Genomic DNA, 13,103 nt, shown 5'->3' with positions numbered 1-13,103 from the left:
CTCCTCCCTCTCCCCCCGGGGAGAGGGCTAGGGTGAGGGGAAAACGTTCCTCACCCCAGCCCTCTCGGGTAAAAACATTGATGAAGGTTAACACTATGAAAGCATTACATTTTGGCGCAGGTAATATCGGTCGTGGTTTTATCGGTAAACTGCTGGCAGACGCGGGCATTACCCTGACATTCGCCGATGTGAATCAGGTTGTCCTGGATGCCCTGAATGCCCGTCATAGCTATCAGGTCCATGTGGTCGGTGAAAACGAGCAGGTTGAGACGGTATCTGGCGTCAACGCGGTCAGCAGCATCGGCGACGACGTTATTGACCTTATCGCCAGCGTCGATCTGGTCACCACCGCCGTAGGTCCGGTTGTGCTTGAGCGTATCGCCCCTGCGGTCGCGAAAGGCCTCGCAAAACGTAAAGCGCAGGGTATCGATACCCCGCTGAACATAATCGCCTGTGAAAACATGGTGCGCGGCACCACGCAGCTGAAAGGCCACGTGCTCAACGCTGTGGCAGACGAAGACAAAGCCTGGGTTGAAGCGCACGTGGGTTTTGTGGATTCCGCCGTGGATCGCATCGTTCCGCCTTCCGAATCCGCGACCAACGATCCGCTGGAAGTGACCGTAGAAACCTTCAGCGAGTGGATCGTCGATAAAACCCAGTTTAAAGGCGCGCTGCCGACCATTCCGGGAATGGAATTAACCGATAACCTGATGGCATTTGTCGAACGCAAACTCTTCACGCTGAACACCGGGCATGCTATAACCGCGTACCTCGGAAAATTGGCCGGTCATCAGACAATTCGTGACGCGATCCTCGATGAGAAGATCCGCGCGGTGGTAAAAGGGGCAATGGAAGAGAGCGGCGCGGTGCTGATTAAACGCTACGGTTTCGATGCGGATAAACATGCAGCATACATCCAGAAAATCCTCGGTCGCTTTGAAAACCCATATCTGAAAGATGACGTTGAGCGCGTGGGCCGTCAGCCGCTGCGTAAGCTGAGCGCGGGCGACCGCCTGATTAAGCCGCTGCTGGGCACGCTGGAATACGGCCTGCCGCACGCCAATCTGGTGAAAGGGATTGCCGCCGCAATGCACTACCGCAGCGAGCAGGACCCGCAGGCGCAGGAACTGGCTCAGCTGATTGATACCCAGGGCGCGCAGGCTGCGCTGGCGCAGATTTCCGGTCTGGACGCCAACAGCGACGTGGTTGTGGAGGCGGTTAACGCATACAACGCAACCAAATGATGCAGAATGCGGCGCAGGTTAGCCTGCGCCCGGATAACAGATTGTCAGATATGCAGGCAATAATGGAACAAACCCAGGCCTTTGAAAATCGTGTGCTTGAGCGTCTGAATGCTGGCAAAACCGTACGAAGTTTCCTGATTGCCGCCGTCGAGCTGTTAACCGAGGCGGTGAATATCCTGGTGCTTCAGGTGTTTCGCAAAGACGACTACGCGGTAAAATATGCTGTAGAACCGTTACTGGACGGAGACGGACCGCTGGGCGATTTATCCGTGCGTCTGAAGCTGATTTATGGTCTTGGCGTGCTGAACCGACAAGAGTATGAAGATGCGGAGCTGCTAATGGCGCTGCGCGAAGAACTCAATCATGACGGTAATGAATACACCTTTACCGACGATGAAATCCTGGGGCCGTTCGGCGAGCTGCACTGCGTCACCGCGCTTCCTCCGGCACCGCAGTTTGATAACAGCGATCCTGAGCTCTATGCGATGCAAAAGCTGCGTTATCAACAGGTTGTCCGTTCCACGATGGTTCTCTCCCTGACTGAGCTGATTTCCCGAATCAGCTTAAAAAAAGCGTTTCAGAAGTAAGCCTGCTCACATTGGTGTATCCTTCCCTGTAAATTCCCCGTTTTCAGAGTTATTTGTCATGAAAGAAGTCGAAAAGAACGAAATTAAACGCCTGAGCGACCGCCTGGATCTCATCCGCCACCAGATGGCGGGCCTGTCACTGGTCGAGTCCGTCGAGAAGTATGCCGAACTTGAAAAAGAGACCGCGAAGCTGGAAGCAGAGATCGAGCGCCTGCGCGAGGTCAAAGGCCAGAAGCTGAGCAAAGAAGCGCAGAAGCTGATGAACATGCCGCACCGTCGTGCGATCACCAAAAAAGAGCAGGCCGACATGGGCAAGCTGAAGAAAAGCGTCCGTGGTCTGGTGGTGGTTCACCCGATGACCGAGCTTGGCCGCGAAATGGGCCTGAAAGAGATGACGGGTTTTTGTAAGACGGCGTTCTGATTTCATGCCGGGTGGCGCTACGCTTACCCGGCCTACTCTTTTCCCCTTCGTGTGAATTGGTCCAACCAATAGCGCAACCAATCCTTCCCCGGTTCACAATTCCATTATTTCCGCTCACAAAACCATTGCTAGCTCATAACATCTGGTTAACCATTCATTGTCATTAACCCTACAACACAACATTGGCAGGACCACTTTTACACAGACTGTGACGCAGAGATGAGCGGAGACTCACCCGCAGCGCAGGCTGTCTGGTCCCCAGGAGACCTGCATGAGCCTCTGGCAACAAAACTACGACCCGGCCGGCAATATCTGGCTGTCGAGCCTGATCGCATCGCTTCCGATCCTGTTCTTCTTCTTTGCGCTGATTAAGCTCAAACTGAAGGGCTACCTTGCCGCGACGTACACCGTCGCCATCGCCCTGCTGGTGGCGCTGTTCTTCTACAAAATGCCGGTCGATCGCGCGCTGGCCTCCGTCGTCTACGGTTTCTTCTACGGCCTGTGGCCGATTGCGTGGATCATCATCGCGGCGGTCTTTGTCTATAAAATCTCGGTGAAAACCGGGCAGTTCGACATTATCCGCTCGTCGATTCTCTCCATTACGCCGGACCAGCGCCTGCAGATGCTGATTGTCGGCTTCTCCTTTGGGGCGTTTCTGGAAGGCGCGGCAGGCTTTGGCGCACCGGTGGCGATCACCGCCGCACTGCTGGTGGGGCTGGGCTTTAACCCGCTGTATGCGGCGGGCCTGTGCCTGATTGTGAACACCGCGCTGGTGGCGTTTGGCGCGATGGGTATTCCGATTCTGGTTGCGGGCCAGGTAACCGGCCTGGACAGCTTTGAGATTGGCCAGATGGTGGGTCGCCAGCTGCCGTTCCTGACCATTATCGTCCTGTTCTGGATCATGGCGATTATGGACGGCTGGCGCGGCGTGAAGGAGACCTGGCCTGCGGTGATGGTGGCGGGCGGTTCGTTCGCGATTGCCCAGTACCTCAGCTCGAACTTCCTTGGCCCGGAACTGCCGGACATCATCTCTTCGCTGGTTTCCCTGGTCTGCCTGACGCTGTTCCTGAAACGCTGGCAGCCGGTCCGTATTTTCCGCTTCGCCGACATGGGCGCCTCGCAGGTCGATCAAACCCTGGCCCGCACCGGTTACACCGCAGGACAGGTGATTCGCGCCTGGTCGCCGTTCCTGTTCCTGACCGCCACGGTTACGCTGTGGAGCATCCCGCCGTTTAAAGCCCTGTTCGCCCCGGGCGGCGCGCTGTACGACATGGTCATTAACGTTTCGGTGCCGTTCCTCGACAAGATGGTCGCCCGTATGCCACCGGTGGTGCACGCCGCCACGCCGTATGCCGCGGTCTATAAATTCGACTGGTTCTCCGCCACCGGGACCGCCATCCTGTTTGCCGCTATTCTTTCCGTGGTGTGGCTGCGCATGAAGCCTGCGGCTGCGGTGCAGACTTTTGCGGCGACCGTTAAAGAGCTGATGCTGCCGATCTACTCCATCGGCATGGTGCTGGCGTTCGCGTTTATCTCGAACTACTCCGGCTTGTCATCGACGCTGGCACTGGCGCTGGCGCATACCAGCCACGCCTTCACCTTCTTCTCGCCGTTCCTCGGCTGGCTGGGGGTGTTCCTGACCGGTTCCGATACCTCGTCTAACGCCCTGTTTGCTGCGCTGCAGGCCACGGCGGCCCAGCAGATTGGCGTGTCGGACGTCCTGCTGGTGGCCGCAAATACCACCGGCGGCGTGACCGGGAAAATGATCTCCCCACAATCCATCGCCATTGCCTGTGCGGCGGTGGGACTGGTCGGTAAAGAGTCGGATCTGTTCCGCTTTACCGTGAAACACAGCCTGATATTCACCTGCATGGTCGGGGTGATCACCACCCTGCAGGCCTATGTCTTAACCTGGATGATCCCATGATAGTGATGCCCAGACGCCTGTCCGACGAGATTGCCTCTCGCGTGCGGGCGCTGATTGAAGAACAACAGCTGGAAGCGGGCATGAAGTTGCCCGCCGAACGCCAGCTCGCCGCCCAGCTTGGCGTGTCGCGCAATTCACTGCGCGAGGCGCTGGCGACGCTGGTCAGCGAAGGGGTGCTGGTAAGCCGTCGCGGCGGCGGCACCTTTGTACGCTGGCAGCATGACGACTGGTCCGAGCAAAACATCGTTCAGCCGCTGAAAACGCTGATGGAGAACGACCCGGACTACAGCTTCGACATCCTTGAAGCGCGTCACGCCATCGAAACCAGTACCGCCTGGCACGCAGCCATGCGGGCAACCGACGCCGACAAAGAGAAACTCATCGCCTGCTTTGAGGCCACGCAAAGCAGCGACCCGGACATCGCCTCCCAGGCGGACGTGCGTTTTCACCTGGCGATTGCCGAGGCGTCGCACAACGTCGTGCTGCTCCAGACCATGCGCGGGTTCTTCGACCTGCTGCAATCCTCCGTGAAGCAGAGCCGCCAGCGCATGTATCTGGTTCCGCCGGTGTTTGCCCAACTGACCGAACAACACGAGGCGGTGCTCAACGCCATTCTGGCCGGTGATGCCGAAGCCGCGCGCAAAGCGATGATGGCGCATCTCGGTTTCGTGCATACCACCATCAAACGATTCGATGAAGACCAGGCCCGACAGGCGCGTATTACCCGTCTGCCTGGCGACAGTGATATTTCCAGGGAGAACAAAGCATGATCATTTCAGCAGCCAGTGACTATCGCGCCGCGGCGCAGCGCATTTTGCCCCCGTTCCTGTTCCACTACATTGACGGCGGGGCGTATGCCGAATACACCCTGCGCCGCAACGTGGAAGATCTGTCGGAGGTGGCTCTGCGCCAGCGCGTGCTGAAGAATATGTCTGACCTGAGCCTTGAGACAAAACTGTTTAACGAAACGCTTTCCATGCCCGTCGCGCTCGCACCTGTCGGTTTATGCGGCATGTACGCCCGTCGCGGTGAAGTGCAGGCCGCCGCCGCCGCAGATGCTAAAGGCATTCCGTTTACCCTTTCCACCGTGTCCGTCTGCCCGATTGAAGAGGTTGCCCCGACCCTCAAGCGGCCGATGTGGTTCCAGCTGTACGTCCTGCGCGATCGCGGCTTTATGCGTAACGCGCTGGAGCGCGCCAAAGCGGCGGGCTGCTCCACGCTGGTCTTTACCGTTGATATGCCGACCCCCGGCGCGCGCTACCGCGATGCGCACTCCGGCATGAGCGGCCCAAATGCGGCGCTCCGCCGCTACTGGCAGGCGGTAACGCATCCACAGTGGGCGTGGGACGTCGGCCTGAACGGTCGTCCACACGATCTGGGGAACATCTCGGCGTATCTGGGTAAACCCACCGGGCTGGAAGATTACATCGGCTGGCTGGCGAATAACTTCGATCCGTCCATCTCCTGGAAAGACCTGGAGTGGATCCGCGAATTCTGGGATGGCCCGATGGTGATCAAAGGGATCCTCGACCCGGAAGATGCCCGTGATGCGGTCCGCTTTGGCGCAGACGGGATTGTGGTCTCTAACCACGGCGGACGCCAGCTCGACGGGGTGCTCTCCTCTGCCCGCGCCCTGCCAGCTATTGCCGATGCGGTGAAAGGCGATATCGCCATCCTGGCCGACAGCGGGATCCGCAACGGGCTGGACGTGGTGCGTATGATTGCGCTGGGTGCCGACAGCGTGCTGCTGGGACGCGCGTATCTGTATGCTCTGGCGACGGCCGGTCAGGCAGGCGTGGCGAATCTGCTTAACCTGATCGAAAAAGAGATGAAGGTGGCGATGACGCTGACCGGTGCGAAAACCATTAGCGAAATCAGTAAGGATTCCCTGGTGCAGGAGTTAAGCAAATTACCGGCAGCGCTGACTCCACTTGCTCAGGGAAACGCGGCCTGAATCCCCCCTCGTTAACACCTCTTTCTCATGCGTCCGATCTCCCCCTCGGGCGCTTTTTTATGCCAAAAATAACATCCAGATAACATATTGGATAAGAAAATTTGACATATACATGCCGTCCGCAATTGTATAGACAAGCAAAGACAAGAACACAAAAACAACATCACATCAGAGGGGAGCGTATGACCTATTCAGGTAAGGTGGATATTCAGCAGGTGATCGACGACAGTCGCTTTTCAGGGTTTCACTGGCTGCTCATTGTGCTGGGCTTTCTGGTTCTGGCGATCGATGGCTTTGATACGGCGGCAATGGGCTACATCGCGCCCACGCTGTCGGCAGAATGGGGGATCCATAAACAGGATCTGGGGCCGGTGCTGAGCGCGGCGCTGCTGGGGCTGTCGTTGGGCGCGCTGATCGCCGGTCCGGTATCGGACCGGATGGGCCGCAAGCGCGTACTGGTCTTTTCGTGTCTGTTCTTCGGCCTGGCAAGCCTGGGCACGGCCTGGGCGCAAAGCCTCAACACCCTGACGCTGTGGCGCTTTCTGACGGGCCTGGGGCTCGGCGCCGCCATGCCGAATGCCATTACACTGATCTCCGAGTTTGCCCCCCAGCGCTGCCGCGCCATGGCGATTAATACCATGTACTGCGGCTTCCCTCTGGGTGCGGCGGGCGGCGGCGCGATCTCGTCCTGGCTTATCCCCCACCACGGCTGGCGAAGCGTGCTGCTGACCGGCGCAATTGCGCCGCTGATTTTAACGCTGCTGCTGGCACTGCTGTTGCCGGAGTCGGTGAAGTTTCTGGTGCAGCGCGGGAAAGACGTCATGCAGGTTCGCCGCATTGCCAGCCGGTTCGCCCGCGGTACGCTGGAGGGCGTCACGGGCTTTTTCCTGGCGGAGGAGAAAGTCGCGTCTAAAAAAGGGAGCGTGTCGCAGCTGTTTTCGATGCCCTGGCTGCCCGGCACCCTGATGCTGTGGGTGACCTACTTTATGGGGCTGGTCATCTACTACGTCCTGCTGAGCTGGATGCCGACGCTGATGCAGGGGATGGGTTATGCGCTGGCGGAGTCCGCCTGGCTCACCTCGCTGTTCACCTTCGGCGGCACGGCCGGCATTCTGCTCGCCGGCTGGATGATGGACCGCTGGGAAGCGCACAAGGTTGTCGCGGGCGGGTTTATCCTGACGATGGGGCTGATCCTGCTACTCGGCATGGAGCATAACCATATCGCCCTGTTTGGCGGGTTGATTTTCCTGATGGGGATCGCGATGAACGGCGCGCAGTCGGGCATGCAGACCCTGGCCGCCACCTTTTATCCCACCGAGTGCCGCGCGACGGGCATCGCCTGGATGCAGGGGATTGGCCGCTTTGGCGGCGTGGCGGGCACCATGACCAGCGCCCAGCTTCTTTCGATGCAGTGGCAGGCAGACAGTATTTTAATGATCCTCAGCGTACCCGCTCTTGTGGCCGCGGCGGCAACCGTCTACAAAATGCTGTACAGCCGCTCGCAAGAACCCGGCGTCGCGTAGGTCCTCTCTTTTCTGCTATTCTGCCCCCGCAATTAAGGGGGCAGTATGCTTAACATCGTTTTATTCGAACCAGAAATTCCGCCAAATACCGGCAATATTATCCGCCTGTGCGCCAACACCGGTTTTCGTCTGCACATCATTGAGCCAATGGGCTTTACGTGGGACGACAAACGCCTGCGCCGCGCGGGGCTGGATTATCATGAATTTACCGCCGTTATTCGCCACCATGATTACGCCGCGTTTCTGGAAGCTGAGCAGCCGCAGCGCATGTTCGCCCTGACCACCAAAGGTACGCCAGCGCACAGCGCCGTAAGCTATCAGAAGGGTGACTATCTGATGTTTGGCCCGGAAACCCGCGGCCTGCCGGCCACGATTCTGGATGCCCTGCCCGCTGAGCAGAAAATCCGTATTCCGATGATGCCGGACAGCCGCAGCATGAACCTGTCGAATGCAGTGTCGGTAGTGGTGTATGAAGCATGGCGCCAGCTGGGGTATCCGGGCGCCATTCTCAGACGTTAAATGCCGTCACCATACTCAAACGTATGGTGAATACCGTTGAAGTGCTGATCCATATCCATGGACGGCTTATCGCTGTCTGGCTTACCGACGATACGCGCCGGTACGCCAGCGGCGGTGGTATGCGGTGGCACAGGCTGGAGCACCACGGAGCCTGCGCCGATTTTCGCGCCGCGTCCGACTTCGATATTGCCGAGGATTTTGGCACCCGCGCCTATCATCACCCCTTCGCGAATTTTCGGATGGCGATCGCCGCTGGTTTTCCCGGTACCGCCCAGGGTAACCGACTGCAGGATCGAGACGTCGTCTTCAATCACCGCCGTTTCCCCGACAACAATCCCGGTGGCGTGGTCGAGCATGATCCCACGGCCAATCTTCGCCGCCGGGTGAATATCAACCTGAAACGTCACGGAAACCTGGTTTTGCAGGAAGATGGCCAGCGCGCGGCGGCCTTCATTCCACAGCCAGTGCCCAATGCGGTACGCCTGCAGAGCGTGGAAGCCTTTCAGGTACAACAGCGGCGTAGAGTATTTATCGACCGCCGGGTCACGCGTGCGCACGGCCTGGATATCACAGGCGGCAGACGCGATCATTTCCGGGTCAGCGGCGTAAGCCTCTTCCACCACCTCACGAATGGCAATCGCGGGCATGATCGAGGACGCCAGCTTGTTGGCGAGCATATAGCTGAGCGCGCTGCCGAGGTTTTCGTGCTTGAGTAGCGTTGCGTGGTAGAAACTGGCCAGCATAGGCTCACAGTCGGCCAGCGCCCGGGCTTCGGCTTTAATGTTGTTCCAGACGATATCCAGTTCTTCACACGGCATTGCTAACTCCAGACGATAGTATAATGACCAGCCAGTTCTGCGCTGGCTGGGTCATTCAGGTGACAACGGTTCCGACTAGTTACTGCTGCGCTCGTCCTTGCGCGCACGACCTAATAAGGTCAATGCTGCCTCGCGCGCATTTTTTCCGCAATACAATACCTGATAAATTTCCTCGGTTATTGGCATTTCGACACCGAAACGGTGCGCCAACTCGCGGACTTCTTTGGTATTGCGGTAGCCTTCAACCACCTGACCAATCTTCTCCTGCGCGTCTTTCACATCGCTGCCCTGTCCGAGCATCATGCCAAAGCGGCGGTTACGAGACTGGTTGTCGGTACAGGTCAGCACCAGGTCGCCCAGGCCAGCCATCCCCATAAAGGTGGCCGGATCCGCACCCAGCGCTTCGCCCAGGCGGGACATTTCGGTCAGCCCTCGGGTGATCAGCGCCGTACGGGCGTTGGCACCAAAACCTATGCCGTCGGACATCCCGGCGCCAATCGCAATCACATTCTTCACCGCCCCACCCAGCTGCACGCCGATAAAATCGGGGTTGCTGTAGACGCGGAAGCTCTTGCCGCAGTGCAGCAATTGCTGGAGATCGTCGGAGAAGGCCTGGTCGGTTGAGGCCAGCGAAATCGCCGTCGGCAGGCCAGCGGCCAGCTCTTTGGCAAAGGTCGGGCCGGAGATGACCGCCAGCGGGATCGCATCACCCAGCGCTTCGCGGGCAACGTCCTGCAGCAGGCGTCCGGTTTCGGCTTCCAGTCCTTTTGTCGCCCAGACAATGCGCGCATCCGGGCGCATCAGCGGCTTAATCTGATGCAGCACGTCGCCAAAGACATGGCTCGGAACCACAATCAGAATGTTGCGGCTGGCCGCCAGCGCGGTCGCAAGGTCACTTTCAAGGTGCAGGGAGTCAGGGAACGGAACGTCCGGGAGAAACGCGACGTTGCAACGATCGCGCTGCAGCGTGGCGATATGTTTTGGGTCGTGGCCCCACAGGACCACCTCGTGACCATTTCTTGCCAGAGTAATGGCAAGAGCGGTGCCGTATGAGCCGGCACCGATCACAGTCATTGACGCATTAACAGTGCTCATCAGGCATCCTGATGTTGTTCAGCACCTTCGCCAGCCTGCTGCTGCAGATAGTTCATGAACAGCGCATCAAAGTTAACTGGCGCAAGGTTCAGTTGCGGGAATGTACCGCGAGAAACCAGGCTGGTGATGCATTCACGTGCATACGGGAACAGAATGTTCGGGCAGTACGCACCCAGGCAATGCGCCATCTGGTTGCCTTCGATGCCGCCGATAGAGAAGATACCGCCCTGCTGTACTTCACACAGGAATGCAGTTTCTTCGCCCAGAGAGGCGGTAACGGTCACACGCAGCACGACTTCATACACGTCATCTGCCAGCTGGGTAGATGCGGTATCCAGATCAAGTTTAACCTCTGGCTGCCAATCTTTCTGGAAAACGTGTGGCGCATTTGGCGCTTCGAAAGAGACATCTTTGGTGTAGATACGCTGGATCTGGAAAGTCATCTCGGTGTTGTTTTGTTCTGACATGGAAATACCCTTTTTAATTGTCCTAAAGTCTCTTAGCTCAGCAGCGGATCGAGTCCACCACGGGCGTCGAGCGCATACAAGTCATCACAGCCGCCAATGTGCTGCGCATCAATAAAAATCTGTGGAACCGTCGTACGACCACTACGTTGGATCATCTCTTCGCGTTTAATCGCGTCACCGTCGATCGGCAGTTCCTGGAACGTGACGCCTTTACTGTTCAGCAGCGCTTTCGCACGATGGCAGAACGGGCACGTCGCTTTGGTATAGATCTCAATATGGGCCATGACTGAACTCCTTATTTACCGCGCACCAAAGGAAGATTTTCCCCGCTCCAGCCGGAAATACCTTCTTTCAGCACCGTTACGTTTTCGAAGCCTGCTTTATGAAGCGCGCTGGCAGATTCCTGTGCCTGCATGCCGGTCGCATCCACAACGATAATCGGCTGGGCTTTGTGTTTTTCAAGCTCACCGACGTTGTTCGCTTTGATTTCAGCTGGCAACAGGTTGATTGCGCCCGCAATGTGACCTTTGCGGAAATCGTCACGCTGACGCAGATCGACAACGACGGCATCTTCTTTGTTAATCAGACGCGTCGCTTCACCACGGGTGATAACCTTAATCTTAGACGTCAGGCTCTTAAATGTGGTGAACAGCACAGCAGCCAGCAGGCCAATCCACGCGATGCTCAGAACCGGATGGCGGCTAACGAATTGCATAATTTCTTGCATGGAGGGTAACTACTCCCGACTAAGTGATAAAAAAAACCAGGACAGGAGTATACCTGTGCGTTCTGGCAAATACAGCCAGCGACCCTAACCTAATCCATTTTCTGCGGCATGCCACCTAAAAAAATGCCTCAAAATGGTCTGGTCAGCACCTTGCCCCTGCGCTTTCTTTGATCTTCTGCGGCTATTTGATCGATTCAGCTGTAGTAAAATTACGCAAATTTTGACTCTTGAGCATGAGGTTGTCGCAATGTCGGTTTCTAAAAAACCTATGGTACTGGTGATTCTGGATGGCTATGGCTACCGTGAAGACAGCCAGGATAACGCTATTTTCAACGCCAAAACCCCGGTCATGGATGCCCTGTGGGCAAAACGTCCGCATACGCTGATTGACGCGTCTGGCCTGGAAGTGGGCCTGCCGGACCGCCAGATGGGCAACTCCGAAGTCGGCCACGTTAACCTGGGCGCCGGGCGTATTGTGTACCAGGACCTGACGCGTCTGGACGTTGAAATCAAAGAACGCACCTTCTTCTCTAACCCAACGCTGTCAGGCGCGGTTGATAAAGCCGTTGCCGCTGGTAAGGCCGTTCACATCATGGGCCTGCTCTCTGCTGGCGGCGTTCACAGCCACGAAGATCACATCATGGCGATGGTTGAGCTGGCCGCTGAACGCGGTGCGGAAAAAATCTATCTGCACGCCTTCCTGGACGGCCGCGACACGCCACCACGCAGTGCAGAAGGCTCCCTGAAAGCCTTTGAAGACAAATTCGCCGCGCTTGGCAAAGGCCGGGTAGCGTCTATCATTGGCCGTTACTACGCCATGGACCGCGACAACCGCTGGGATCGCGTTGAACAGGCCTATGACCTGCTGACCCTGGCAAAAGGGGAATTCCAGTTCGCGACCGCCGTTGAAGCGCTGGAAGCAGCTTATGCACGTGATGAAAACGACGAATTCGTGAAAGCATCCGTGATCCGTGCTGAAGGCCAGGCCGATGCCGCGATGGAAGACGGCGATGCGCTGATCTTCATGAACTTCCGCGCTGACCGCGCGCGCGAAATCACTCGTGCGTTCGTCAACAGCGACTTCGCCGGTTTTGCCCGTAAGAAAGTGGTAAACATCGACTTCATCCAGCTGACCGAATACGCGGCAGACATCAAAGCCCCATGCGCTTACCCACCTGCCTCGCTGGCCAATACCTTCGGTGAGTGGATGGCGAAGAACGACAAAACGCAGCTGCGTATTTCCGAAACGGAAAAATACGCGCACGTGACCTTCTTCTTTAACGGCGGCGTTGAAGAGCCGTTCAAGGGCGAAGAGCGCATTCTGATCAATTCCCCGAAAGTCGCCACCTACGATCTGCAGCCAGAGATGAGCTCTGCAGAATTGACTGAAAAACTGGTTGCGGCCATCGAGAGCGGTAAGTACGACACCATCATCTGTAACTACCCGAACGGCGACATGGTCGGTCATACCGGGGTGATGGAAGCGGCAGTGAAGGCGGTTGAAGCGCTGGACCACTGCGTTGAGCAGGTGGCGAAAGCGGTTGAATCCGTTGGCGGCCAGCTGCTGATCACCGCGGATCACGGTAACGCTGAACAGATGCGCGACCCGGCGACCGGCCAGGCACACACCGCCCACACCAACCTGCCGGTTCCACTGATTTATGTGGGTGATAAATCAGTGAAAGCCGTAGAAGGCGGCAAGCTTTCTGACATCGCGCCAACCATGTTGTCGCTGATGGGGATGCCGATCCCTGAAGAGATGACTGGTAAGCCGCTGTTCATCGTGGAATAATCGCTCCCCATGAGGGGAAAGGCGATTTT

The 13,103-nt window shown here is 57.6% G+C and carries 14 protein-coding genes; 9 read left to right on the top strand and 5 right to left on the bottom strand.

Annotation, left to right across the window (positions count from 1 at the left end; translation table 11 throughout):
* Positions 1-95 precede the first annotated feature (95 nt).
* The 8 genes from mtlD to trmL all read left to right on the top strand — a co-directional run bounded on the left by mtlD (position 96) and on the right by trmL (position 8,175).
* Positions 96-1,244, top strand: a complete 1,149-nt coding sequence (gene mtlD / locus KGP25_RS01050; RefSeq protein WP_045907897.1) for a mannitol-1-phosphate 5-dehydrogenase — start codon at positions 96-98, stop codon at positions 1,242-1,244.
* Positions 1,241-1,831 carry a mannitol operon repressor MtlR gene (gene mtlR / locus KGP25_RS01045; RefSeq protein WP_047071159.1) on the top strand — a complete coding sequence of 197 codons (591 nt, stop codon included), beginning with the start codon at positions 1,241-1,243 and terminating at the stop codon, positions 1,829-1,831. Before mtlD ends, mtlR begins: the two co-directional genes overlap by 4 nt.
* Before the next feature lie 58 nt (positions 1,832-1,889).
* Positions 1,890-2,252 (top strand): YibL family ribosome-associated protein, encoded by a 363-nt coding sequence (locus tag KGP25_RS01040; protein WP_223539837.1) that lies wholly within the window; start codon positions 1,890-1,892, stop codon positions 2,250-2,252.
* Positions 2,253-2,523: 271 nt separating this feature from the next.
* Positions 2,524-4,179 carry an L-lactate permease gene (lldP, locus tag KGP25_RS01035; RefSeq protein WP_223539836.1) on the top strand — a complete coding sequence of 552 codons (1,656 nt, stop codon included), beginning with the start codon at positions 2,524-2,526 and terminating at the stop codon, positions 4,177-4,179.
* Entirely contained in the window at positions 4,176-4,949 is a 774-nt protein-coding gene (gene lldR, locus KGP25_RS01030) for a transcriptional regulator LldR (RefSeq protein WP_023294814.1), read from the top strand. Before lldP ends, lldR begins: the two co-directional genes overlap by 4 nt.
* Complete coding sequence (gene lldD / locus KGP25_RS01025) at positions 4,946-6,133, top strand: FMN-dependent L-lactate dehydrogenase LldD (protein WP_223539835.1); 1,188 nt, start codon at positions 4,946-4,948, stop codon at positions 6,131-6,133. Before lldR ends, lldD begins: the two co-directional genes overlap by 4 nt.
* A 182-nt stretch (positions 6,134-6,315) precedes the next feature.
* Entirely contained in the window at positions 6,316-7,656 is a 1,341-nt protein-coding gene (locus KGP25_RS01020) for an aromatic acid/H+ symport family MFS transporter (protein WP_063622811.1), read from the top strand.
* A 45-nt stretch (positions 7,657-7,701) separates the two neighbouring features.
* The gene (gene trmL / locus KGP25_RS01015; RefSeq protein WP_223539834.1) at positions 7,702-8,175 is read left to right on the top strand and encodes a tRNA (uridine(34)/cytosine(34)/5-carboxymethylaminomethyluridine(34)-2'-O)-methyltransferase TrmL; all 474 of its coding nucleotides are present in this window, start codon (positions 7,702-7,704) and stop codon (positions 8,173-8,175) included.
* Here the strand turns inward: trmL and cysE are convergent.
* From cysE to KGP25_RS00990, 5 genes are all read right to left on the bottom strand, one after another.
* Positions 8,172-8,993, bottom strand: coding sequence for a serine O-acetyltransferase (gene cysE / locus KGP25_RS01010; RefSeq protein ID WP_008502718.1), 822 nt, complete (start codon positions 8,991-8,993; stop codon positions 8,172-8,174). The genes trmL and cysE overlap by 4 nt on opposite strands.
* A 75-nt stretch (positions 8,994-9,068) precedes the next feature.
* Positions 9,069-10,088, bottom strand: a complete 1,020-nt coding sequence (gene gpsA, locus KGP25_RS01005) for an NAD(P)H-dependent glycerol-3-phosphate dehydrogenase (protein ID WP_223539833.1) — start codon at positions 10,086-10,088, stop codon at positions 9,069-9,071.
* Positions 10,088-10,555 carry a protein-export chaperone SecB gene (secB, locus tag KGP25_RS01000; RefSeq protein ID WP_003860835.1) on the bottom strand — a complete coding sequence of 156 codons (468 nt, stop codon included), beginning with the start codon at positions 10,553-10,555 and terminating at the stop codon, positions 10,088-10,090. The genes gpsA and secB overlap by 1 nt, the downstream gene beginning before the upstream one ends.
* A 32-nt stretch (positions 10,556-10,587) precedes the next feature.
* Entirely contained in the window at positions 10,588-10,839 is a 252-nt protein-coding gene (grxC, locus tag KGP25_RS00995) for a glutaredoxin 3 (RefSeq protein WP_008502715.1), read from the bottom strand.
* 11 nt (positions 10,840-10,850) lie between these two features.
* Complete coding sequence (locus KGP25_RS00990; RefSeq protein WP_023309913.1) at positions 10,851-11,282, bottom strand: rhodanese-like domain-containing protein; 432 nt, start codon at positions 11,280-11,282, stop codon at positions 10,851-10,853.
* Between the two features lie 247 nt (positions 11,283-11,529).
* Here KGP25_RS00990 and gpmM point away from each other — a divergent pair, with 247 nt between their 5' ends.
* On the top strand, positions 11,530-13,074 hold the full coding sequence (gpmM, locus tag KGP25_RS00985) for a 2,3-bisphosphoglycerate-independent phosphoglycerate mutase (protein WP_223539832.1): 1,545 nt from the start codon (positions 11,530-11,532) through the stop codon (positions 13,072-13,074).
* Positions 13,075-13,103 lie beyond the last annotated feature (29 nt).

Source organism: Enterobacter sp. JBIWA003 (genome assembly GCF_019968825.1).
GTDB lineage: Bacteria > Pseudomonadota > Gammaproteobacteria > Enterobacterales > Enterobacteriaceae > Enterobacter > Enterobacter quasiroggenkampii.
This window is presented reverse-complemented; position numbering and strand designations above follow the sequence as displayed.

What these genes read in the sequence shown, in the direction of transcription:
- mtlD (WP_045907897.1), top strand. Translation starts at nt 96, where the DNA reads ATGAAAGCATTACATTTTGGCGCAGGTAATATCGGTCGTGGTTTTATC.
- mtlR (WP_047071159.1), top strand. Translation starts at nt 1,241, where the DNA reads ATGATGCAGAATGCGGCGCAGGTTAGCCTGCGCCCGGATAACAGATTG.
- KGP25_RS01040 (WP_223539837.1), top strand. Translation starts at nt 1,890, where the DNA reads ATGAAAGAAGTCGAAAAGAACGAAATTAAACGCCTGAGCGACCGCCTG.
- lldP (WP_223539836.1), top strand. Translation starts at nt 2,524, where the DNA reads ATGAGCCTCTGGCAACAAAACTACGACCCGGCCGGCAATATCTGGCTG.
- lldR (WP_023294814.1), top strand. Translation starts at nt 4,176, where the DNA reads ATGATAGTGATGCCCAGACGCCTGTCCGACGAGATTGCCTCTCGCGTG.
- lldD (WP_223539835.1), top strand. Translation starts at nt 4,946, where the DNA reads ATGATCATTTCAGCAGCCAGTGACTATCGCGCCGCGGCGCAGCGCATT.
- KGP25_RS01020 (WP_063622811.1), top strand. Translation starts at nt 6,316, where the DNA reads ATGACCTATTCAGGTAAGGTGGATATTCAGCAGGTGATCGACGACAGT.
- trmL (WP_223539834.1), top strand. Translation starts at nt 7,702, where the DNA reads ATGCTTAACATCGTTTTATTCGAACCAGAAATTCCGCCAAATACCGGC.
- cysE (WP_008502718.1), bottom strand. Translation starts at nt 8,993, where the DNA reads ATGCCGTGTGAAGAACTGGATATCGTCTGGAACAACATTAAAGCCGAA.
- gpsA (WP_223539833.1), bottom strand. Translation starts at nt 10,088, where the DNA reads ATGAGCACTGTTAATGCGTCAATGACTGTGATCGGTGCCGGCTCATAC.
- secB (WP_003860835.1), bottom strand. Translation starts at nt 10,555, where the DNA reads ATGTCAGAACAAAACAACACCGAGATGACTTTCCAGATCCAGCGTATC.
- grxC (WP_008502715.1), bottom strand. Translation starts at nt 10,839, where the DNA reads ATGGCCCATATTGAGATCTATACCAAAGCGACGTGCCCGTTCTGCCAT.
- KGP25_RS00990 (WP_023309913.1), bottom strand. Translation starts at nt 11,282, where the DNA reads ATGCAAGAAATTATGCAATTCGTTAGCCGCCATCCGGTTCTGAGCATC.
- gpmM (WP_223539832.1), top strand. Translation starts at nt 11,530, where the DNA reads ATGTCGGTTTCTAAAAAACCTATGGTACTGGTGATTCTGGATGGCTAT.